This window comes from Ferdinandcohnia sp. FSL W7-1320 (assembly GCF_038050315.1).
Lineage (GTDB): Bacteria > Bacillota > Bacilli > Bacillales > Bacillaceae_L > Ferdinandcohnia > Ferdinandcohnia aciditolerans.
Map to the genome: position 1 here is coordinate 143,727 of NZ_JBBPAM010000001.1, position 19,898 is coordinate 163,624.

The following is a 19,898-nucleotide window of genomic DNA, read 5'->3' on the forward strand; positions in this document are numbered from 1 at the left end:
GTTCGGATCAATCAATAATCCGAAGGGAGGTTTCATGAATGATTCAACAAGAAACTCGTTTGAAAGTTGCTGACAATTCTGGAGCACGTGAAGTACTAACTATTAAAGTATTAGGTGGTTCAGGTCGTAAAACAGCAAATATTGGTGATGTTATCGTATGTACAGTAAAACAAGCAACACCAGGTGGCGTTGTTAAAAAAGGTGATGTTGTTAAAGCTGTAATCGTACGTACTAAGCGTGGTGTGCGTCGTAATGACGGTACTTACATCCGTTTTGACGAAAATGCCTGCGTTATAATCCGTGATGACAAGAGTCCACGTGGAACTCGTATCTTCGGTCCTGTGGCACGTGAATTACGTGATAGCAACTTTATGAAAATTGTTTCATTAGCTCCAGAAGTATTATAATTCGAAATCGACTAGCCTTTAAGGAGGTGCGAAATAGATGCATGTAAAAAAGGGTGACAAGGTACAGGTTATTTCAGGTAAAGATAAAGGTAAACAAGGTGTGATCCTTGAAAGCTACCCTAAGAAAGACCGTGTTCTTGTAGAAGGCGTTAATATCGTAAAGAAACACTCAAAACCGTCTCAAGTGAATCCACAAGGTGGAATCATTAGCCAAGAGGCACCTATTCATGTATCAAATGTAATGCCATTAGATCCTAAATCTGGTACTCCAACACGTGTTGGTTACAAAGATGTTGATGGCAAAAAGGTACGTGTAGCAAAAAAATCTGGTGAAGTTTTAGATAAATAGTAAACAAAGAAAGGAGGTACTTACATGAACCGCCTAAAAGAAAAATTTCAAAAAGAAATTACACCTGCTCTAATGAGCAAGTTTAACTATAAGTCTGTTATGCAGGTTCCGAAAGTAGAAAAAATCGTGATCAACATGGGTGTTGGTGACGCAGTTCAAAACTCTAAAGTATTAGATAACGCAGTAGAGGAGTTAGCAGCTCTAAGTGGTCAAAAGCCAGTTGTAACTAGAGCTAAGAAATCTATCGCTGGTTTCCGTCTTCGTGAAGGTATGCCAATCGGTGCTAAAGTTACATTACGTGGTGAACGTATGTATGATTTCTTAGATAAGCTTGTTTCTATCTCACTTCCTCGTGTACGTGACTTCCGTGGTGTATCAAAGAAATCTTTTGATGGCCGTGGTAACTACACTTTAGGTGTAAAAGAACAATTAATTTTCCCTGAAATTGATTACGATAAAGTAAGTAAAGTTCGTGGTATGGATATCGTTATCGTAACAACTGCAAATACTGACGAAGAAGCTCGTGAGTTATTAACAGCGTTCGGTATGCCGTTCCAAAAGTAAAGGAGGCGAAAACGTGGCTAAGAAATCAATGATTGCGAAACAAAAACGCACACAGAAATTTAAAGTACAAGAGTACACTCGTTGCGAACGTTGCGGCCGTCCACACTCTGTATTACGTAAATTTAAATTATGCCGTATTTGTTTCCGTGAACTAGCTTATAAGGGTCAAATTCCTGGTGTAAAAAAAGCAAGTTGGTAAACCCCGAATTGGGAAGGAGGTAAAAATACTATGGTGATGACAGATCCAATTGCAGATATGCTTACTCGCATCCGAAATGCGAACATGGTTCGTCATGAGAAACTTGAAATCCCTGCATCTAATATCAAAAGGGAAATCGCCGAAATTCTAAAGCGTGAAGGTTTCGTTCGTGACGTTGAATATATTGAGGATGATAAACAAGGTATTATCCGTATCTTCTTAAAGTACGGTGCAAACAATGAGCGCGTAATTACTGGTCTTAAGCGTATTAGTAAGCCTGGTCTACGTGTTTATGCAAAATCTAACGAAGTACCACGTGTGTTAAACGGTTTAGGAATCGCGATCGTTTCAACTTCACAAGGTGTGTTAACTGATAAAGAAGCTCGTCAAAAGCAAGCCGGCGGAGAAGTATTAGCTTACGTTTGGTAATAGCTTGAAAAGAATGGAGGTGTAGTACATGTCACGTATTGGTAAAAAACCAATCGAAATACCATCAGGTGTTACTGTAACATTCAACGGTAATACTGCTACTGTTAAGGGACCAAAGGGCGAGTTAACTCGTGCTTTCCATCCTGATATGCAAATCAATGTTGAAGAGAACGTAATTAACGTTACTCGCCCAACTGATAATAAAGAACACCGTGCTCTTCACGGTACAACTCGTAGTCTTTTAGGGAACATGGTTGAAGGTGTATCCAAAGGTTATGAAAGAGGTTTAGAGCTAATCGGGGTCGGATACCGTGCTCAAAAATCTGGTAACAAACTTGTTCTAAACGTTGGATATTCTCATCCAGTGGAAATCGTTCCAGAGGCTGGTGTAGAAATCGATGTACCTTCTAACACAAAGATCGTTGTTAAAGGTATCGATAAAGAACGTGTTGGAGCGTTAGCTGCTAATATTCGTGGTGTACGTCCGCCTGAGCCTTATAAAGGAAAAGGTATTCGCTACGAAGGTGAATTTGTACGTCGTAAGGAAGGTAAAACTGCGAAGTAAGCCTTTTTAGGTAAAAGAAAGGAGAGACGTAAATGATTACGAAACAGGATAAAAATGCAGTTCGTAGAAAAAGACATGCTCGTGTTCGTTCTCGTGTTTCAGGAACTGCTACTCGTCCTCGCCTAAATGTGTTCCGCTCAAATAAACACATTTACGCTCAATTAATCGATGATGTGAACTCAGTAACAATCGCAAGTGCTTCTACATTAGATAAAGAACTTTCTGTTGAAGGTGCTGGTAACGTAGATGCAGCTACAAAGGTTGGAGAACTAGTTGCAAAACGCGGAATTGAAAAAGGAATCAAAGAGGTTGTATTCGACCGCGGAGGTTACCTATATCACGGACGTGTTAAAGCACTAGCAGATGCTGCTCGTGAAGCTGGATTACAATTTTAATAAAAAAGGAGGGACATTATAGATGCGTCGCATTGATCCAAATAAATTAGAACTTGAAGAACGCGTAGTTACCGTTAACCGTGTAGCTAAAGTTGTTAAAGGTGGTCGTCGTTTCCGCTTTGCAGCACTAGTTGTTGTCGGTGATAAGAACGGACATGTTGGTTTTGGAACTGGTAAAGCTCAAGAAGTTCCAGATGCAATTCGTAAAGCAATTGAAGATGCTAAAAAGAATCTTGTTTCTGTACCAATGGTTGGAACAACAATTCCTCACCAAGTAATTGGTCAGTTTGGAGCAGGTGAAGTACTATTAAAACCTGCATCTGAAGGTACTGGAGTTATCGCTGGTGGACCAGTTCGTGCGGTATTAGAACTTGCTGGTATCGGTGATATCCTTTCTAAATCATTAGGAACAAATACTCCTGTAAATATGATTCGTGCTACAATAGAAGGATTAACTCAATTAAAGCGTGCTGAAGAAGTAGCTAAGTTACGTGGTAAATCAGTAGAAGAACTGTTAGGATAGGAGGGAAAACACATGTCAAAGAAATTAGAAATCACCCTCACTCGCAGTGTCATTGGACGTCCTGAAGACCAACGTGTAACTGTTCGTACTCTTGGATTGAAAAAATTACATCAAACTGTTGTTCATGATGATAATGCTGCGATTCGCGGTATGATTAATAAAGTTGCTCACCTAGTTACGGTTAAAGAACAATAATCGAATTTTTTTCTGAAATAAGGAGGTGCCCAAATGAAACTTCATGAATTACAACCGGCTGAAGGTTCTCGTAAAACACGTAATCGTGTAGGACGTGGAACTGGTTCAGGTAATGGTAAAACATCTGGTAAAGGTCATAAAGGTCAAAAAGCGCGTTCTGGTGGCGGTGTTCGTCCTGGATTTGAAGGTGGTCAAACCCCTCTATTCCAACGCTTACCAAAACGTGGTTTTACAAACATCAATCGCAAAGACTTTGCAATTGTTAACCTAGAAACATTAAACCGTTTCGAAGACGGAACAGAAGTTACACCTGAACTTTTAATTGAAACTGGCGTTGTAAGTAAACTTAATGCTGGTGTTAAGATCCTTGGAAAAGGTACTCTTGACAAAAAGCTAACAGTTAGAGCTCACAAATTCTCCTCTACTGCTCAACAAGCTATTGAAGCTGCTGGCGGAAAAACTGAGGTGATTTAATGTTTCAAACAATCTCCAATTTTATGCGCGTTGGTGATATAAGAAACAAGATTATATTCACCTTACTAATGTTAGTAGTATTTCGAATCGGCACCTTTATTCCAGTACCAAATGTAAATGCCGATGTTTTAAAAGCGACTGATAGCAATACAGCGTTTGGCCTTTTAAATACATTTGGTGGTGGAGCATTGTTTAACTTCTCAATCCTTGCAATGGGGATCATGCCTTACATTACTGCTTCAATTATTATTCAATTGTTGCAAATGGACGTTGTTCCTAAATTTACGGAATGGTCTAAGCAAGGAGAAGTTGGACGTCGTAAATTGGCACAATTTACTCGTTATGGCACGATCGTGCTCGGTTTTATCCAAGCATTAGGTATGTCATACGGTTTTAACAATATGTCAAACGGGATGTTAATTGAAAATCCAAACATAGGTACTTACCTGCTAATTGCTGTAGTTCTTACTGCCGGAACAGCATTTTTAATGTGGTTAGGTGAACAGATTACAGCTAAAGGTGTTGGTAACGGAATTTCAATTATTATCTTTGCTGGTATTGTTGCCGGAATTCCTACGGCTGTAAATCAATACTATGTACAACAGTTTGAAGATGCTGGAGACCAATTATTCTTACGTATCATTACTGTTGTATTATTGTTAATTGCCGTTATAGCTGTGGTTGTAGGTGTAATATTCGTACAACAAGCTTTACGAAAAATTCCAATCCAATATGCAAAGCGATTAGCTGCTAATAGCCCGGTTGGAGGTCACTCTACTCATTTACCTTTAAAAGTAAATGCGGCTGGTGTTATTCCTGTAATCTTTGCAGTTTCCTTCATTATTACACCACCAACGATTGCTTCGTTCTTTGGTCCTAATGCGGTAACTGAATGGATTCAAAAATATTTTGATTATACTCAGCCTGTTGGGATGATCATATATATTGCACTAATCATTGCGTTCACATATTTCTATACATTTGTTCAAGTTAATCCTGAGCAAATGGCTGATAATTTAAAAAAGCAAGGCGGTTATATTCCAGGGATTCGCCCAGGAAGAAATACGCAAGAGTATGTAACGAAAATTCTATATCGATTAACATTTGTTGGTTCTATTTTCTTAGCAGCTATTTCTGTTCTTCCTGTATTCTTTATAAAATTTGCGAATTTACCGGAGTCTTTACAAATTGGTGGAACGAGCTTGCTCATCGTTATCGGTGTTGCACTCGAGACAATGAAGCAACTTGAAAGTCAACTTGTAAAACGCCATTATAAAGGATTTATCAAATAAGGTACTGGGAATACAATTCCCAGCACCTCTAAGATAAAGAGGCTGAGGGGGCAAATCACTTGAACTTAGTATTAATGGGGCTTCCGGGTGCTGGTAAAGGTACTCAAGCTGAAAAAATCGTAGAAAAGTACAATATCCCTCATATCTCTACGGGAGATATGTTCCGTGCTGCAATAAAAGATGGAACAGAACTAGGGCTTCAGGCAAAGTCTTTTATGGATAAAGGTGAGCTTGTTCCTGATGAAGTTACGATCGGAATTGTCCGTGAACGATTAAGCAAAGATGATTGCAATAATGGTTTCTTACTTGATGGATTTCCACGTACAGTTCCACAAGCAGAAGCACTTGAGACAATTCTTACTGATCTCGATAAAAAGATTGATTATGTAATTAACATTGAAGTCAATTCTGAAATCTTACTTGAGAGATTAACTGGTCGACGAATTTGTAAGGAATGTGGTTCTACTTACCACTTAGTATTTAACCCACCGGCTCAGGAGGGTAAATGTGATAAATGTGGCGGTGAACTTTATCAACGTGCAGATGATAATGCGGAAACTGTTGGAACTCGTCTACAAGTAAATATCGAGCAGTCAAAGCCACTTCTTGACTTTTATCAGGAAAAGGGATATCTTCGCAATATCAATGGGCAACAAGAAATAAACAAAGTTTTTGGTGATGTAGAGGAGCTTCTTGGGGGATTACAATAGATGATTATTTGCAAGTCACCAAGGGAAATCGAAATTATGCGCGAGGCTGGAAAGATCGTCGCATTGACGCACCAAGAACTACAACAATATATTACTCCAGGGATTTCTACGAAAGAACTGGATACAATTGCTGAAAAGTTTATTCGTGGATTTGATGCAATTCCTTCTTTTAAAGGGTATAATGGTTTTCGCGGTAGTATCTGTACCTCTGTTAATGAAGAGTTGGTGCATGGTTTGCCAGGTGATCGCGTTTTACAAGATGGAGATATTATTAGTATCGATATCGGGGCGCAATACAATGGCTATCATGGTGACTCAGCTTGGACATATCCTGTAGGTACGATTCATAAGGAAAATCAAAAACTTCTTAGTGTAACCGAAGAATCCCTTTATCGAGGATTAGAGGAAGCAAAACCTGGTGTGCGTCTTTCAAATATTTCTCATGCAATCCAAGTTTATGTCGAAGCGAACAATTTCTCGATCGTTCGAGAATATGTTGGTCACGGTGTGGGCAAAGAATTACATGAGGAGCCGCAAATTCCACATTATGGTCCTCCTAATAAAGGACCACGTTTAAAACCAGGAATGGTACTTGCCGTTGAACCGATGGTAAATGCAGGTAGTCGATACGTGAAGACGTTAGCAGATAACTGGACTGTTGTAACAGTCGATGGCAAAACGTGTGCGCATTTTGAACATACGATTGCTATTACAGAAACAGGGTATGAGATCTTAACAAAATTGTAAGGCACAAACCCTATTCATTAGAATAACATTCATCTAATTTTTGATTACGTATCTCCGGAAGTTCAGAGCAGTATTAAGGAAACTGGTCGATGGCAAACGTAAAGCAATGTTAGTGTGTATCGAGTTTGTCAATGAGCAAGTTACTGATTTGAAGAAGGGAGAACATTCCAATGGCGAAAGACGATGTAATTGAAGTTGAAGGTACTGTTGCTGAAACATTACCTAATGCAATGTTTAAAGTTGAATTAGAGAATGGTCATACTGTTTTGGCCCATGTTTCTGGTAAAATTCGCATGCACTTTATTCGTATTTTACCCGGAGACAAGGTAACGGTTGAATTATCACCTTATGACTTGACTCGCGGTAGGATTACGTACCGTTTTAAATAAATGCGCTCCGAACTATCAAGGAGGTTTGAAAAATGAAAGTGAGACCATCAGTAAAACCTATCTGCGAAAAGTGTAAAGTTATTCGTAGAAAAGGTAAAGTAATGGTAATTTGTGAAAACCCAAAACATAAACAAAAACAAGGCTAATTAATAAGGAGGTGTACGTCTAAATGGCACGTATTGCTGGTGTTGATATTCCGCGTGAAAAACGTGTGGTTATATCTTTAACATATATTTTTGGAATCGGACGTCCAACTGCACAAAAAATTCTTGCAGAAGCTGGTGTTTCTGAAGATACTCGCGTTCGCGATCTTACTGAAGACGAATTAAACAAGATTCGTGACATCGTTGACCGCTACAAAGTAGAAGGTGACCTTCGTCGTGAAGTTTCACTTAACATCAAACGTTTAATCGAAATTGGTTCTTACCGTGGTCTACGTCATCGTCGTGGATTACCTGTAAGAGGTCAAAATACAAAAAATAACGCTCGTACACGTAAAGGACCTCGTCGTACTGTAGCAAACAAGAAGAAATAGTAAGGGAGGTAATGGATAATGGCACGTAAAACGAATACTCGTAAACGTCGTGTAAAAAAGAATATTGAATCTGGTGTTGCACACATCCGTTCAACATTCAACAATACGATCGTAACAATTACAGATGCACACGGAAATGCAATTTCTTGGTCAAGTGCTGGTGCTCTTGGTTTCAAAGGTTCACGTAAGTCTACTCCATTTGCTGCACAAATGGCTGCTGAAACAGCTGCTAAAGCATCAATGGAACATGGTATGAGAACTCTTGAAGTAACTGTAAAAGGCCCTGGTGCAGGACGTGAAGCTGCAATTCGTGCTCTTCAAGCTGCTGGTCTTGAAGTTACAGCTATTAAAGATGTTACTCCAGTACCACATAACGGATGTCGCCCACCAAAACGTCGTCGTGTATAACATAATTACAAATACGACAAGACATATTTGATCTTTTTCTGTATAAGATTTTTTATCCATGGCTATAATGGATTAATGGGTTTTGATAAACTTTTTTACTGTGTAAGGAAGCTTCAAATACTTTCTTATCTTATAAGTGTAACAAAGGCGTGAGTGAGTATTTCTTGCAAATCGCCGTGTTTTCTTTATAAGTTCTTTACAGAATAATCGAGTTGTTGTGCACAGTTAGGGAACTTAACTTTTGGGAATTTCGGTTAGACGTCTTTGATCATGGTCTAGCCGAGGTTTCGACGTTTTGAAGGAGGGTTTATAAATGATCGAAATTGAAAAACCAAAAATCGAAACGGTTGAAATCAGCGAAGATGCCAATTATGGTAAATTCGTCGTCGAGCCACTTGAGCGTGGATATGGAACAACTTTGGGTAACTCCTTACGTCGTATCCTATTATCTTCTCTCCCTGGTGCCGCTGTTACGTCTATCCAAATAGATGGGGTACTGCATGAGTTCTCAACAATCGAAGGCGTCGTCGAAGATGTAACATCTATTATCTTAAATGTGAAGAAATTAGCTCTTAAAATCTACTCAGATGATGAGAAGACTCTTGAGATTGATGTTCAAGGTGAAGGTCCAGTTAAAGCTTCTGACATCACGCATGACAGTGATGTTGAAATCTTAAACCCAGATCTACACATTGCAACACTTGCTAAGGATGCACATTTTCGTGTGAGATTAACTGCAAAGCGCGGACGAGGATATTCTCCAGCTGATGCAAACAAGCGTGATGATCGACCAATCGGTGTTATTCCGATTGACTCCATCTATACACCAGTTGCACGTGTTAATTACCAAGTGGAAAATACACGTGTTGGACAGGTCGCGAACTTTGACAAACTGACTTTTGATGTTTGGACAGACGGCAGTACTGGTCCGAAAGAAGCGATTGCACTAGGTGCGAAAATCCTAACAGAACATTTAAATATTTTTGTAGGATTAACAGATGAAGCTCAAAATGCAGAAATTATGGTTGAAAAAGAAGAGGATCAAAAAGAGAAAGTCCTCGAGATGACAATTGAAGAATTGGATCTCTCAGTTCGTTCATATAACTGCTTAAAGAGAGCAGGAATTAATACGGTTCAAGAGCTTGCTCATAAAACTGAAGAAGATATGATGAAGGTACGTAACCTTGGTCGTAAATCTTTAGAAGAAGTTAAGGCTAAACTAGAAGAGCTTGGTTTAGGCTTACGTAAAGATGACTGACTCGGTTTGAATTATGCGAATTAGAGGCATCTTTCTCATCACGAAAGTCTATTGTTACAAGAGCCTAGTTATCTAATGCTTTGTCTTTCATAATAATTCAACAAAGGAGGGAATACCTCATGTCATACCAAAAACTAGGACGTACAAGCGCGCAACGTAAGGCGTTATTACGTGACCTTACTACTGACTTAATCATCAACGAGCGTATCGAAACAACTGAAGCTCGCGCGAAGGAATTAAAATCAGTTGTAGAAAAAATGATTACATTAGGTAAGCGTGGTGACCTTCACGCTCGTCGTCAAGCTGCATCTTATATCCGTAATGAAGTAGCAAACGAAGAGACTGGTCAAGATGCGCTACAAAAATTATTCAGTGACATCGCAACTCGCTATGAAGAGCGTCAAGGTGGATACACTCGTATCATGAAAATCGGACCTCGTCGTGGTGACGGTGCTCCAATGGTTATCATTGAATTAGTTTAATTTTATTTTTCTTTTAAGGGCGGGACAGTTTTTCAAACTGGTCTAAGCCCTTTTTATTTTACATTCATTATTTTTCGAAAAAGATAGAATTATCTATAAATAGTATACTACAATCCTATTTGAACGTACTATGTATAGCGCTTTTCCTAAAAGTTAGGAATAATGCGTTCTAATTCCCTTGACAGATAAGGAAGAAACGAATAATTTTTAAGGTAGTAAGTTGGATTAAGAAATAATATTATTTCTATGGAAATAATTTTATATAGCGATTAGATTAAATAAAATTAAGACGTCTGCGAATGGCGTGGATTTTTAAATGAGTGTTTTCGAGCAATACCAAGAAGTTTTAGGCGATATTCGCCTAGCGTATTTGATAAGAAGGTAGAGGGGGATGAGAATGGGCGAGAACCTTTTAGTCGTTGACCAGATAAGCTATCAATATGCAGAAAATGCTAGCCCCGCACTAGAAAATCTATCTTTCTCTGTTCAAAAAGGAGAGTGGCTTGCGATTGTAGGTCATAACGGTTCTGGAAAATCAACCCTAGCACGTATTCTCAATGGGTTATTGTTACCTCAAACCGGTGCAGTAACAATTGAAGGAGTACAGCTAAATGAAGATTCAATTTGGGATTTTCGAAGGAAGATTGGGATGGTCTTTCAAAATCCAGATAATCAGTTCGTTGGAACAACTGTACAAGATGATATTGCTTTTGGAATGGAAAACAACGGGATCCCACGAGAAACGATGGCTTCACGAATTGAAAGAGTTATTGATATGGTTAATATGAGGGATTTTCTAGAACATGAACCGCACCAACTCTCAGGTGGTCAAAAACAGCGAGTTGCAATTGCTGGTGTTCTTGCTGTTCAACCAGATTTAATCATCTTGGATGAGGCAACCTCTATGTTAGATCCAATCGGTCGTACAGAGGTTCTAGAAACAATAAGAGAAATTAAAAATGAAAGTCAGATTACAGTTATGTCAATTACCCATGACTTAGAGGAAGCAGCAAGAGCCGATCGAATTATAGTAATGAACCAGGGGCAATTGTTCGCAGAAGGGAAACCTGAAGAGATTTTTGCGTTAGATGATAAGCTTGTAGAAATAGGTTTGGATTTACCCTTTTCTGTAAAAGTATCTAAAAAACTACGAGCAATCGGTGTTCCGCTCTCTAAGAATCATATAACAGAAGAAGGCTTGGTGGATGAGTTATGGACATTACAATTGAAAATTTAGAACATCGCTATCAGATTCGTTCACCATTTGAAATGCTAGCCTTATATGATGTTAATGCACATATCAAATCTGGTTCATACACCGCTATAATCGGTCATACGGGTTCTGGAAAATCAACCATCCTCCAGCATTTAAATGGACTCTTGCAGCCAACCTCAGGATCAATCACCATTGGAGAACGAACAATTAGTTCCAAACAAAAAGAAAAAAAACTTAAGTCATTACGCAAGAACGTTGGGGTTGTATTCCAATTTCCCGAACATCAACTTTTTGAGGAAACGGTTGAGAAAGATATTTGCTTTGGACCGCTGAACTTTGGGGTACCATTAGAAGAAGCTAAGAAAAGAGCTAGACAAACCATAAAAATGGTCGGTCTATCTGATGAATACTTAATGAAGTCACCCTTTGATTTAAGTGGGGGACAAATGCGGCGAGTTGCGATCGCAGGAATATTGGCAATGAACCCACAGGTTTTGGTCTTGGACGAGCCTACTGCCGGGCTAGACCCAAGGGGGCGGTTTGAGATTATGGAGATGTTTTACAAACTTCATAAAGAAAACGGTCTAACAACAGTTCTTGTAACCCATAGTATGGAAGATGCATCCCGTTACGCTGATCAAATACTTGTCATGGAAAAAGGAACGATAAAATTCCAAGGAAGTCCTGTAGAGATATTCTCAAAACCTGAACAAGTTCTTCATTTAGGATTAGATGTCCCTGAGGCAGTTAGATTAAAAGGACTGCTCGAAGAAAAGTTAGGAATTGAAATTCCGCGAGCAGCTAGTCTGTCGGTAGATGAAATTGTTCAATATGTAGGAAATGCCCTTAAAGATAAGGGGGTCCTGAAATGAACATTATTATAGGTCGTTATATACCTGCACATTCTCTGATTCACCAAATGGATCCTAGAGCAAAGCTATTATTAATTTTTTTCTATGTGTTTATCGTCTTTTTAGCTAATTCAGTTCTTACCTATGTACTATTAGGGATTTATACCTTAGGAATTGTATTACTAACAAAGGTTCAATTACGCTACATTTTGTCGGGATTAAAACCAATTTTGTGGGTTATTCTCTTTACATTTATCCTTCATATTTTTTTAACTAAAGAAGGAGACTTATTAGTCGACTTTGGTTGGCTACAAATTTATGAAGGTGGCGTAACACAAGGGATTTTTATTTCGTTACGGCTATTATATTTAATTATTATGACTACAATATTAACATTAACAAGTACTCCGATTGAAATCACTGATGGCATGGAAAGCTTATTAGCACCATTTAAAAAAATCGGCCTCCCTACACATGAGCTTGCGTTAATGATGTCGATTTCACTTCGATTTATTCCGACATTAATGCAAGAAACAGAGAAAATCATGAAGGCACAAGCTGCAAGAGGGGTCGAATTTACGAGTGGACCGATAAAAGATCGCATGAAGGCGGTTGTTCCTTTATTAATTCCGTTGTTTATAAGTTCATTTAAACGGGCAGAAGAACTGGCTATTGCGATGGAAGCAAGGGGTTATCGTGGCGGAGAAGGACGTACAAAATTACGAGTGCTACAGTGGCGAGGCCTCGATACACTTATGTTAGTCTTACTATTTGCAATGGCAGTGGTTTTATTTTTACTACGAGGATAATGAGGAGAAAAATGAGAAGGTACAAATGCATCATATCCTATGATGGAACCCATTTTTCAGGGTATCAGGTACAACCGAATAAACGAACTGTGCAATCTGCCTTTGAACTTGCTTTACAGAAAATGCATAAAGGAGAACAGGTGAAAACAGTAGCTTCTGGTCGAACAGATGCAACTGTACATGCCCGTGGACAGGTTGTTCATTTTGATTCACCATTATCTATTCCAGTCGAAGGCTGGAAACGAGCTCTAAATTCGATGCTCCCTGAAGACATCCGGGTTCGATCTGTTGAGGAAGTTGATCCTGACTTTCATGCACGTTTTGATGTGAAGGCGAAGGAATATCGGTATCGATTGTTGATGAGTGAAGAGCCTTGCGTTTTTAAACGTAATTTTACTTATCATTATACTTTTCCAATAGATCTTCATGCAATGAGAGAAGCGTCATTACGATTATTAGGCACACATGATTTTACGAGTTTCTGTGCTTCAAAAACGGAAGTACAAGATAAAGTTCGAACCATATACGAGATTCATATTGAAAGTCATGATGATGAACTTATTTTTTCGTTTATAGGAAATGGATTCTTATATAATATGGTAAGAATATTAGTAGGCACGTTACTAGAAGTCGGAAGAGGCCAAAAAGACCCAAGTATGATGGAAGCCATTCTTTCCGGAAAAGACAGATCGCTTGCAGGAAAGACCGCGCCAGGTCAAGGATTATACCTTTGGCAGGTTTTCTACGAAGAGTGGAAGGGTATAGGAAGCTGAAAGATCGTTATAACAACTAATCCTGGTGTAACATTTTCTTGACATTACATCCTGAAAGTTATATTATATTTTAGTATGATATTTAAACACCACGTTAAAGCCCCGGAACTTTAATCGTGATTAAATACAAAATGAAACGTTAGTGAAATTAGGAGGGAAATTCATGCGTACAACATTTATGGCTAATGCTAGCAATATAGAGCGCAAATGGTATGTTGTAGATGCTGCAGGCAAAACTTTAGGTCGTTTATCAACTGAAGTTGCAACATTACTTCGTGGAAAACACAAACCAACTTACACACCACATGTTGACACTGGTGATAATGTAATCATCATCAATGCTGAAAAAATCGAATTAACTGGTAATAAATTAAATGACAAGATTTACTACCGTCACAGTCAATTCCCAGGTGGTTTAAAATCAAGAACGGCATTAGAAATGCGTACAAACTATCCAACAAAAATGCTTGAACTTGCAATCAAAGGAATGCTTCCAAAAGGTTCACTTGGTCGTCAAATGGCTAAGAAATTGCACGTTTATGCTGGAAGCGAACATCCACATCAAGCACAACAACCTGAAGTTTACGAACTTCGCGGTTAATTAATAAGGAGGGTATTAATTTGGCACAGGTACAATATTATGGCACTGGTCGTCGTAAAAGCTCCGTTGCACGTGTACGTTTAGTTCCTGGCGACGGACGCATCGTAATCAACGGTCGTGACATTGCAGACTATATTCCATTCGAAGCTTTAAGAGAAGTTGTAAAACAACCTCTAAACGCTACTGAAACTTTAGGTAATTATGACGTTCTTGTTAACGTTAATGGCGGAGGATACACTGGTCAAGCTGGCGCTATCCGTCACGGTATCGCTCGTGCATTGCTACAAGCTGATCCTGAATTCCGTCCAGCATTAAAATCTGCAGGACTATTAACACGTGATCCGCGTATGAAAGAACGTAAGAAATACGGTCTTAAAGGCGCTCGTCGTGCACCTCAGTTCTCAAAACGTTAATTTTGGCGTTTCAAGACTCTTTTCACTTTTGTGGAAAGGGTCTTTTTGTGTGCCAGGCATGTTCATTAACTTGGCGGTGAGAGTCCGCTATGGGCGTTGGGATATGCGAACCATTAGCCAAAGGCAAGGGTGTCCGTGGCGACGCGGAATCTGAAGGAAGCCCAAGGCAAATCCTCGGTCTGAGGTACACGAATCACATTTGAGGTTTACGTTTCAGGACGAGTTTGCAAAACAAAACAAAGTCCAAAATATCCCCAGATGAACCGTAAATAAATGTGGCAGATATATGAGGAGAAAGTGAATGAACTTACCCTGGGAGGTCTCTTGGTATCCTGGAAAGGAACCCACTTAGTGATAAGTAGCTGAATCAAGAGAAGTCAGCTGATGTCATAGTATCAACCTTGCGGTTGAGAAGGACGGAACGAAAGGAGTGGCCATGTTAGACTACTTTACAAAGGAACGAAGACACAGCCAATCGTAAGACTACATTAGAGCTAGAAGGGCGGAAACCGACGAACTCTATTGTAGAGTGGAGTTCTCTTTGTGCAAAGTCAAGAACATGGGAACGATATGGAATATAATAACGAATTAATTGAGAGAATCATAAGCCGAGAGAACATGAATCGAGCCTTTCAGAAGGTAAAGAGAAACAAAGGAGCAGCAGGAGTCGATGAGAAAGATATAGAAGCTACTCGCCTTTATTTGAAAGAACACGGACAAGAAATCATTCGACTTATACGGGATGGGCAATACAAACCTCGAGCAGTTAGAAGGGTAGAAATCCCAAAACCTAACGGTGGTAAGCGTAATTTAGGAATCCCTACAGTAACCGATCGAGTTATCCAGCAAGGAATTATTCAGGTGCTGACCCCAATTTTCGAGAAACAATTTAGCCCTCATAGCTATGGATTTAGGCCTAATAAGAGTGCTCATCAGGCTATTGAGCAAGCTAGATTATACATCGAAGATGGGTACCAATATGTTGTAGATATGGACCTAGAAAAATTCTTTGATAAAGTACAACACGATAAATTAATGTCTATCGTAGCTAAGACCATTACTGATAAACCGACATTAAAACTTATACGTCGGTACTTACAAGCAGGAGTCTTGGAACATGGTGTTGTGTCTGTAAATAAAGAAGGTACTCCACAAGGAGGACCACTTAGTCCACTACTTAGCAATGTCATCTTAAATGAGTTGGATAAAGAACTTGAAAAACGAGGGCATAAATTTGTCCGTTACGCCGATGACTGCAACATATACGTGAAGAGTCAAAAAGCTGGTGAACGAGTTAAAAGCGGAATAACCGACTTCATAGAAAAGAAGCTAAAACTCAAGGTGAATGAAGAGAAAAGTGCGGTGGGAAAGCCCTTAGCACGTATATTCTTAGGGATGAGTTTCTACCGAAGTAAGGGAAAAGTCAGGGTGTACGTGCCAAAGAAATCTAAACAAAGGTTTGAAGGTAAGCTAAAGAAACTTACAAACCGCAATTGGGGAGTAAGTATGGAGTATCGCATTCAAAAGATAAACCGACTAATTCAAGGGTGGGGAAACTATTTCAAAATCGCTGATATAAAGAGATATACATATCTATTAGACGCACATATCAGAAGAAGATTGAGAGCCTGCCGATGGAAAGAATGGAAGAAAACGAGAACCAAATACCGAAACCTAAAGAAATTAGGCATCTACTCAAGAACTGCTTGGAAATGTGCAAACTCCCGAAAGGGATATTGGAGAACGTCTAATAATCCTGTCTTGGATTCAGCTATGAATAAAGAATACTGGTTGAAACAAGGACTGAAACAATTGAATCAAATTATTACATAAACTTTCGAACCGCCGTATACCGAACGGTACGTACGGTGGTGTGAGAGGTCGGCGCGGTAACGCGCCTCCTACTCGATTGTGTATTGATTTAATGAAGTGTATAAAGAGTTCGATTTAATTCGGATATCCTACTCAAGCTCCGAATTTTGGACAGTGAGTCCGATTAGTTTTGTGAATGAGTCCGAATTATGGGTGTATTTTGACACGAATCCCATTATTTCATTAAGTGGTGTATGAATCAGGTGTGTATATTCAGACAGAGTTTGTATATTTTGAGGAAGAGTCCGAATCAAGAGTGTATTTGGACACGAACCTCAATGTTTTATCAAGTGGTCCTAATCAAGGGTGAATTTGGACACGAACTTCAAGGTTTCATCATGCTGTGTCCGAATCAAGCACTTATCCGGACAGAGCGCTAGTTTTTTTTAGAAGAAGTGTCTAAATCAAGTGGTATTTAGACACGAACCCCAGGATTTCATCAAGCTGTGTCTGAATCAATGGAAAACAGCGTGAGGTTTACTAAGTACTCGATCAGAGTGGATATAATAAAGCATGCGACGTTCAACTAATTTTGGAACAAAAAAGTCATGAGTTAGGGGAATAATACAATTATTCTTATAAGATTAGCGATGATAATTAATACAAATAAGCAAGTTATAGCGAAAAAAGCAAAGAGGGCCACTAGTCAAAAAAAGTCTCACTTTTAAATTTGGTAGTTCTTACAATGACCAACTTTCATGAATGTTATGTATAATGAATGTTAAAGGCTTGTAAATAGGAGGTTTGAAAAATGAGTGGGTTTCCTAAAGATGCGATGCGTATGCTAAAAGAGACGAGTCGTACATTTTATATTCCGATTACTTTTTTGCAAAAAGAGTTGAAGTATTCGGTTGCATCTGCTTATTTAGTATTTCGTGCGATTGATGAAATTGAAGACCATGAAGAGATAGACAATGATGTGAAATATACAGTTTTAGCAAAGTTAAGCGATTTATTTAAACAACCATTCGATAATGAAGAATATCTAAGAATACTTGGACCAATAAGAGATAAAATGCCTGAAGTGACAATTCGTTTAGAAGAGTGGTTACAGGCATGTCCGAAGGATGCTTTGACGATAGTTACCAACGCTGCTGGTGAGATGGCATTAGGAATGGCAAAATGGTCAAAAGCAAATTGGAGTATTCGTACACGTGAAGATTTGGATGACTATACATATTACGTTGCAGGACTTGTTGGAGTGATGCTATCAGATCTTTGGGAGCATTACGGCGGAGAAAAAACCGATCGGGAATTAGCGATTGGTTATGGTCGTGGACTTCAGGCTGTAAATATCTTGCGCAATCAGAAGGAAGATTTGGACGAACGTGGTGTAAGTTTTGTTCCTGACGGTTGGAATCGTGCGGACTTATTCGAATACGCTGAGGAAAACTTGGCAAAAGCAGATTTGTATATGAAATCTCTTAAAAGGAAAAGCATTATTTTATTTTGTCGTCTACCTCTTGCTCTGGCACACAAAACGTTACAAGCATTGAAGGATGGTCGGGAGAAAATGACGCGTGCTGAAGTAGAGCAAACAGTGGAAGAAGTACAGACCAAATAGGACAATGGTTCTTTAGACTTAAGACAGTGTTTGCTGTGGCGTAACATGAGTGTGTGATCATTTTGAATTTAGAATAAGGGCAGGTGTTGGTGATGGCCAACTCAATTGAGGAAAGAAAATCTCAACATATTCAAATTACTCTGAACGAGAAGGTTACGGGGGATTCAATTTCAACTGGATTAGAGAAGCTTGTGTTTGTTCATAATGCACTTCCTGAAATTGATTTTGATGAAATCTCTATTAAAACCACATTCCTTGGCTTTGAATGCCAAACTCCGTTTCTCATCAGTTCGATGACGGGTGGGACAGGCCTTGCGGAGGCGATTAATCGAAACTTGGCTATTGCTGCTGAGGAAAGGGGTTGGGCTCTGGCACTCGGATCAACCCGGGCGCTGCTTGACAGTGACGGACATGCTTCCTCTTTTCAGGTAAGGGAGTATGCACCAAGCGTCCCAATCATAGCTAACTTAGGAGCTGTTCAGCTAAATTTCGGATATGGAGTCGAGGAATGCAGGCGAATTATCGAGATCACCGATGCAGATATGCTCGTTCTTCATTTGAACAGTATCCAAGAAGTGATTCAAGATAATGGAGATACGAATTTTAAAGGGTTATTAAAGAAGATTGAACAACTATGCAAAACACTGGAGGTTCCCATCGGGGTCAAAGAAGTCGGATGGGGAATTGATGATCAAACGGCTAGAAAGTTAGTTGATGCAGGAGTTGCGTTTATTGATGTTGCAGGAGCCGGTGGGACTTCTTGGAGCCAGGTTGAAAAATTCAGGTCTAATGACTCCATTCGGCGGGTTGCTGCGGAGGCATTCAGCGAATGGGGGATTCCAACGGTGGAATCAATCAGAATGGTTCGAGGTGAAATTGGTGAACGTTCATTGATTGCTAGTGGTGGAATGCAGACAGGTCTAGATGCTGCAAAAGTCATCGCATTGGGGGCCGATCTTGTCGGGTTCGGACGATCTATCCTGAAAGAAGCGACCCAGAGCGTGGAAGATGTAGTTGAAGTAATGAAAATTCGGGAAATGGAACTAAGAATGTCAATGTTCGGAATCGGTGCGGCAAAGATTCAAGAGCTTAAGGACACCCCAAGGTTAAAGGGGAAATGATCAGACGTCCTGCGATAATGTCATAGTTTCATCTTTTGTTTATAATGAAGGACTCTCAACAATTGGTTGGGAGTCTATTTTGAGTAATTAAAAATTTCTTCTACTTTAGTCGACTAACTGATTTTTGACTGCAAAAAGGGCTGCCTGTGTCCGGTCCGCTAATTCGAGTTTTGCCAATAGGTTTGAAACATGGGTTTTGACTGTTTTTTCAGTGATGAATAAGGAGCTTGCAATTTCCTTATTGCTTTTTCCTTTGGCAATTTCCTTTAACACATCTACTTCCCTTTTAGTTAATGCCTCAAATACATGTTTCGCCTGGTTCCTGTTAGAGGATAAATTGGCCAGGAGGTGCGAGGTTGCTTTTGGATGAATCTGATTTTCACCGCCCATGATTCTTTTAATTGAAGATATCAGCTCATCGGGCTCAATATCTTTTAATTGATACCCAGACGCTCCAGCTTCCAGGGCAGGTATGACGTGGTCTTGATCAGAAAAACTAGTCAACATCATGATTTTGATTTCAGGTTGTTCCTTTTTGATTTCTCTTGTTGCCTGAATACCGTCCATCTCAGGCATTACTAAGTCCATGAGAATTAATTCTGGTTTTAATAATTTCGCTTGTTTAATGGCCTCTTTCCCATTTGCTGCTTCTCCGACAATCATCATATCTCTTTGTGTACGGAGGAAAAAAACGAGGCCCCGCCTGACGACATGATGGTCGTCTACTACTAATATTCGTATACTCATTTACTTATCC

General features: G+C 39.4%; 29 protein-coding genes. 28 read left to right on the forward strand and 1 reads right to left on the reverse strand.

Features of this window, described 5'->3' with window-relative positions; all coding sequences use genetic code 11:
• The first annotated feature begins 38 nt into the window (after positions 1 to 38).
• The 28 genes from rplN to fni all read left to right on the forward strand — a co-directional run bounded on the left by rplN (position 39) and on the right by fni (position 19,141).
• Positions 39 to 407: a 50S ribosomal protein L14 gene (gene rplN / locus NST91_RS00740; RefSeq protein ID WP_058000134.1), complete on the forward strand. Its 369-nt coding sequence runs from the start codon at positions 39 to 41 to the stop codon at positions 405 to 407.
• Between the two features lie 37 nt (positions 408 to 444).
• A complete protein-coding gene (gene rplX, locus NST91_RS00745; RefSeq protein WP_341329622.1) occupies positions 445 to 756 on the forward strand; it encodes a 50S ribosomal protein L24 in 312 nt (103 codons plus the stop codon).
• A gap of 24 nt (positions 757 to 780) precedes the next feature.
• A complete protein-coding gene (gene rplE, locus NST91_RS00750; protein ID WP_099352749.1) occupies positions 781 to 1,320 on the forward strand; it encodes a 50S ribosomal protein L5 in 540 nt (179 codons plus the stop codon).
• A 13-nt stretch (positions 1,321 to 1,333) separates the two neighbouring features.
• Positions 1,334 to 1,519: a 30S ribosomal protein S14 gene (rpsN, locus tag NST91_RS00755; RefSeq protein WP_010285078.1), complete on the forward strand. Its 186-nt coding sequence runs from the start codon at positions 1,334 to 1,336 to the stop codon at positions 1,517 to 1,519.
• Between the two features lie 30 nt (positions 1,520 to 1,549).
• The gene (rpsH, locus tag NST91_RS00760; RefSeq protein ID WP_099352750.1) at positions 1,550 to 1,948 is read left to right on the forward strand and encodes a 30S ribosomal protein S8; all 399 of its coding nucleotides are present in this window, start codon (positions 1,550 to 1,552) and stop codon (positions 1,946 to 1,948) included.
• A gap of 28 nt (positions 1,949 to 1,976) precedes the next feature.
• Positions 1,977 to 2,513, forward strand: coding sequence for a 50S ribosomal protein L6 (gene rplF / locus NST91_RS00765; protein WP_121448792.1), 537 nt, complete (start codon positions 1,977 to 1,979; stop codon positions 2,511 to 2,513).
• Between the two features lie 32 nt (positions 2,514 to 2,545).
• Positions 2,546 to 2,908 (forward strand): 50S ribosomal protein L18, encoded by a 363-nt coding sequence (gene rplR / locus NST91_RS00770; RefSeq protein WP_099364827.1) that lies wholly within the window; start codon positions 2,546 to 2,548, stop codon positions 2,906 to 2,908.
• A 22-nt stretch (positions 2,909 to 2,930) separates the two neighbouring features.
• Positions 2,931 to 3,431 carry a 30S ribosomal protein S5 gene (gene rpsE / locus NST91_RS00775; protein ID WP_121448791.1) on the forward strand — a complete coding sequence of 167 codons (501 nt, stop codon included), beginning with the start codon at positions 2,931 to 2,933 and terminating at the stop codon, positions 3,429 to 3,431.
• Between the two features lie 12 nt (positions 3,432 to 3,443).
• The gene (gene rpmD, locus NST91_RS00780) at positions 3,444 to 3,626 is read left to right on the forward strand and encodes a 50S ribosomal protein L30 (protein WP_010285086.1); all 183 of its coding nucleotides are present in this window, start codon (positions 3,444 to 3,446) and stop codon (positions 3,624 to 3,626) included.
• A gap of 33 nt (positions 3,627 to 3,659) precedes the next feature.
• On the forward strand, positions 3,660 to 4,100 hold the full coding sequence (rplO, locus tag NST91_RS00785; protein WP_099352754.1) for a 50S ribosomal protein L15: 441 nt from the start codon (positions 3,660 to 3,662) through the stop codon (positions 4,098 to 4,100).
• Positions 4,100 to 5,392: a preprotein translocase subunit SecY gene (gene secY / locus NST91_RS00790; RefSeq protein WP_121448790.1), complete on the forward strand. Its 1,293-nt coding sequence runs from the start codon at positions 4,100 to 4,102 to the stop codon at positions 5,390 to 5,392. The genes rplO and secY overlap by 1 nt, the downstream gene beginning before the upstream one ends.
• A gap of 59 nt (positions 5,393 to 5,451) precedes the next feature.
• Positions 5,452 to 6,102, forward strand: a complete 651-nt coding sequence (locus NST91_RS00795; protein WP_341329623.1) for an adenylate kinase — start codon at positions 5,452 to 5,454, stop codon at positions 6,100 to 6,102.
• Positions 6,103 to 6,849, forward strand: coding sequence for a type I methionyl aminopeptidase (gene map / locus NST91_RS00800; RefSeq protein ID WP_341329624.1), 747 nt, complete (start codon positions 6,103 to 6,105; stop codon positions 6,847 to 6,849).
• 170 nt (positions 6,850 to 7,019) lie between these two features.
• Positions 7,020 to 7,238, forward strand: a complete 219-nt coding sequence (gene infA, locus NST91_RS00805) for a translation initiation factor IF-1 (RefSeq protein ID WP_010285101.1) — start codon at positions 7,020 to 7,022, stop codon at positions 7,236 to 7,238.
• A 32-nt stretch (positions 7,239 to 7,270) separates the two neighbouring features.
• Positions 7,271 to 7,384: a 50S ribosomal protein L36 gene (gene rpmJ, locus NST91_RS00810; RefSeq protein ID WP_003156543.1), complete on the forward strand. Its 114-nt coding sequence runs from the start codon at positions 7,271 to 7,273 to the stop codon at positions 7,382 to 7,384.
• A gap of 23 nt (positions 7,385 to 7,407) precedes the next feature.
• A complete protein-coding gene (rpsM, locus tag NST91_RS00815) occupies positions 7,408 to 7,773 on the forward strand; it encodes a 30S ribosomal protein S13 (protein ID WP_010285107.1) in 366 nt (121 codons plus the stop codon).
• An 18-nt stretch (positions 7,774 to 7,791) separates the two neighbouring features.
• A complete protein-coding gene (gene rpsK, locus NST91_RS00820) occupies positions 7,792 to 8,181 on the forward strand; it encodes a 30S ribosomal protein S11 (protein WP_099352759.1) in 390 nt (129 codons plus the stop codon).
• A 313-nt stretch (positions 8,182 to 8,494) separates the two neighbouring features.
• The gene (locus tag NST91_RS00825) at positions 8,495 to 9,439 is read left to right on the forward strand and encodes a DNA-directed RNA polymerase subunit alpha (protein ID WP_099352760.1); all 945 of its coding nucleotides are present in this window, start codon (positions 8,495 to 8,497) and stop codon (positions 9,437 to 9,439) included.
• A 119-nt stretch (positions 9,440 to 9,558) separates the two neighbouring features.
• Entirely contained in the window at positions 9,559 to 9,921 is a 363-nt protein-coding gene (gene rplQ, locus NST91_RS00830; RefSeq protein ID WP_099352761.1) for a 50S ribosomal protein L17, read from the forward strand.
• A 397-nt stretch (positions 9,922 to 10,318) separates the two neighbouring features.
• On the forward strand, positions 10,319 to 11,158 hold the full coding sequence (locus NST91_RS00835) for an energy-coupling factor ABC transporter ATP-binding protein (RefSeq protein WP_341329625.1): 840 nt from the start codon (positions 10,319 to 10,321) through the stop codon (positions 11,156 to 11,158).
• The gene (locus tag NST91_RS00840) at positions 11,134 to 12,009 is read left to right on the forward strand and encodes an energy-coupling factor ABC transporter ATP-binding protein (RefSeq protein WP_341329626.1); all 876 of its coding nucleotides are present in this window, start codon (positions 11,134 to 11,136) and stop codon (positions 12,007 to 12,009) included. The genes NST91_RS00835 and NST91_RS00840 overlap by 25 nt, the downstream gene beginning before the upstream one ends.
• On the forward strand, positions 12,006 to 12,797 hold the full coding sequence (locus NST91_RS00845; protein WP_341329627.1) for an energy-coupling factor transporter transmembrane component T family protein: 792 nt from the start codon (positions 12,006 to 12,008) through the stop codon (positions 12,795 to 12,797). The genes NST91_RS00840 and NST91_RS00845 overlap by 4 nt, the downstream gene beginning before the upstream one ends.
• Before the next feature lie 11 nt (positions 12,798 to 12,808).
• A complete protein-coding gene (truA, locus tag NST91_RS00850; protein ID WP_341329628.1) occupies positions 12,809 to 13,570 on the forward strand; it encodes a tRNA pseudouridine(38-40) synthase TruA in 762 nt (253 codons plus the stop codon).
• 163 nt (positions 13,571 to 13,733) lie between these two features.
• The gene (gene rplM / locus NST91_RS00855; RefSeq protein WP_341329629.1) at positions 13,734 to 14,171 is read left to right on the forward strand and encodes a 50S ribosomal protein L13; all 438 of its coding nucleotides are present in this window, start codon (positions 13,734 to 13,736) and stop codon (positions 14,169 to 14,171) included.
• A gap of 20 nt (positions 14,172 to 14,191) precedes the next feature.
• On the forward strand, positions 14,192 to 14,584 hold the full coding sequence (rpsI, locus tag NST91_RS00860) for a 30S ribosomal protein S9 (protein WP_099352767.1): 393 nt from the start codon (positions 14,192 to 14,194) through the stop codon (positions 14,582 to 14,584).
• 570 nt (positions 14,585 to 15,154) lie between these two features.
• Complete coding sequence (ltrA, locus tag NST91_RS00865) at positions 15,155 to 16,417, forward strand: group II intron reverse transcriptase/maturase (RefSeq protein ID WP_341333456.1); 1,263 nt, start codon at positions 15,155 to 15,157, stop codon at positions 16,415 to 16,417.
• Between the two features lie 790 nt (positions 16,418 to 17,207).
• The gene (locus NST91_RS00870; RefSeq protein ID WP_341329630.1) at positions 17,208 to 18,020 is read left to right on the forward strand and encodes a squalene/phytoene synthase family protein; all 813 of its coding nucleotides are present in this window, start codon (positions 17,208 to 17,210) and stop codon (positions 18,018 to 18,020) included.
• Positions 18,021 to 18,112: 92 nt separating this feature from the next.
• Entirely contained in the window at positions 18,113 to 19,141 is a 1,029-nt protein-coding gene (fni, locus tag NST91_RS00875) for a type 2 isopentenyl-diphosphate Delta-isomerase (protein WP_341329631.1), read from the forward strand.
• Positions 19,142 to 19,246: 105 nt separating this feature from the next.
• On the opposite strand, the gene NST91_RS00880 is transcribed toward fni, so the two are convergent.
• Entirely contained in the window at positions 19,247 to 19,888 is a 642-nt protein-coding gene (locus tag NST91_RS00880) for a response regulator (RefSeq protein ID WP_341329632.1), read from the reverse strand.
• Positions 19,889 to 19,898 lie beyond the last annotated feature (10 nt).

Bases quoted from the DNA above. Each gene is read 5' to 3' on its own strand.
- ltrA (WP_341333456.1), top strand. From the start codon at position 15,155: ATGGAATATAATAACGAATTAATTGAGAGAATCATAAGCCGAGAGAAC.
- rplQ (WP_099352761.1), top strand. From the start codon at position 9,559: ATGTCATACCAAAAACTAGGACGTACAAGCGCGCAACGTAAGGCGTTA.
- rplE (WP_099352749.1), top strand. From the start codon at position 781: ATGAACCGCCTAAAAGAAAAATTTCAAAAAGAAATTACACCTGCTCTA.
- NST91_RS00840 (WP_341329626.1), top strand. From the start codon at position 11,134: ATGGACATTACAATTGAAAATTTAGAACATCGCTATCAGATTCGTTCA.
- rplR (WP_099364827.1), top strand. From the start codon at position 2,546: ATGATTACGAAACAGGATAAAAATGCAGTTCGTAGAAAAAGACATGCT.
- NST91_RS00825 (WP_099352760.1), top strand. From the start codon at position 8,495: ATGATCGAAATTGAAAAACCAAAAATCGAAACGGTTGAAATCAGCGAA.
- rplO (WP_099352754.1), top strand. From the start codon at position 3,660: ATGAAACTTCATGAATTACAACCGGCTGAAGGTTCTCGTAAAACACGT.
- rpmJ (WP_003156543.1), top strand. From the start codon at position 7,271: ATGAAAGTGAGACCATCAGTAAAACCTATCTGCGAAAAGTGTAAAGTT.
- NST91_RS00880 (WP_341329632.1), bottom strand. From the start codon at position 19,888: ATGAGTATACGAATATTAGTAGTAGACGACCATCATGTCGTCAGGCGG.
- infA (WP_010285101.1), top strand. From the start codon at position 7,020: ATGGCGAAAGACGATGTAATTGAAGTTGAAGGTACTGTTGCTGAAACA.
- rplN (WP_058000134.1), top strand. From the start codon at position 39: ATGATTCAACAAGAAACTCGTTTGAAAGTTGCTGACAATTCTGGAGCA.
- truA (WP_341329628.1), top strand. From the start codon at position 12,809: ATGAGAAGGTACAAATGCATCATATCCTATGATGGAACCCATTTTTCA.
- rplM (WP_341329629.1), top strand. From the start codon at position 13,734: ATGCGTACAACATTTATGGCTAATGCTAGCAATATAGAGCGCAAATGG.
- rpsK (WP_099352759.1), top strand. From the start codon at position 7,792: ATGGCACGTAAAACGAATACTCGTAAACGTCGTGTAAAAAAGAATATT.
- rpsH (WP_099352750.1), top strand. From the start codon at position 1,550: ATGGTGATGACAGATCCAATTGCAGATATGCTTACTCGCATCCGAAAT.
- rplF (WP_121448792.1), top strand. From the start codon at position 1,977: ATGTCACGTATTGGTAAAAAACCAATCGAAATACCATCAGGTGTTACT.
- map (WP_341329624.1), top strand. From the start codon at position 6,103: ATGATTATTTGCAAGTCACCAAGGGAAATCGAAATTATGCGCGAGGCT.
- secY (WP_121448790.1), top strand. From the start codon at position 4,100: ATGTTTCAAACAATCTCCAATTTTATGCGCGTTGGTGATATAAGAAAC.
- NST91_RS00870 (WP_341329630.1), top strand. From the start codon at position 17,208: ATGAGTGGGTTTCCTAAAGATGCGATGCGTATGCTAAAAGAGACGAGT.
- rpsE (WP_121448791.1), top strand. From the start codon at position 2,931: ATGCGTCGCATTGATCCAAATAAATTAGAACTTGAAGAACGCGTAGTT.
- rplX (WP_341329622.1), top strand. From the start codon at position 445: ATGCATGTAAAAAAGGGTGACAAGGTACAGGTTATTTCAGGTAAAGAT.
- NST91_RS00845 (WP_341329627.1), top strand. From the start codon at position 12,006: ATGAACATTATTATAGGTCGTTATATACCTGCACATTCTCTGATTCAC.
- rpmD (WP_010285086.1), top strand. From the start codon at position 3,444: ATGTCAAAGAAATTAGAAATCACCCTCACTCGCAGTGTCATTGGACGT.
- NST91_RS00835 (WP_341329625.1), top strand. From the start codon at position 10,319: ATGGGCGAGAACCTTTTAGTCGTTGACCAGATAAGCTATCAATATGCA.
- fni (WP_341329631.1), top strand. From the start codon at position 18,113: ATGGCCAACTCAATTGAGGAAAGAAAATCTCAACATATTCAAATTACT.
- rpsM (WP_010285107.1), top strand. From the start codon at position 7,408: ATGGCACGTATTGCTGGTGTTGATATTCCGCGTGAAAAACGTGTGGTT.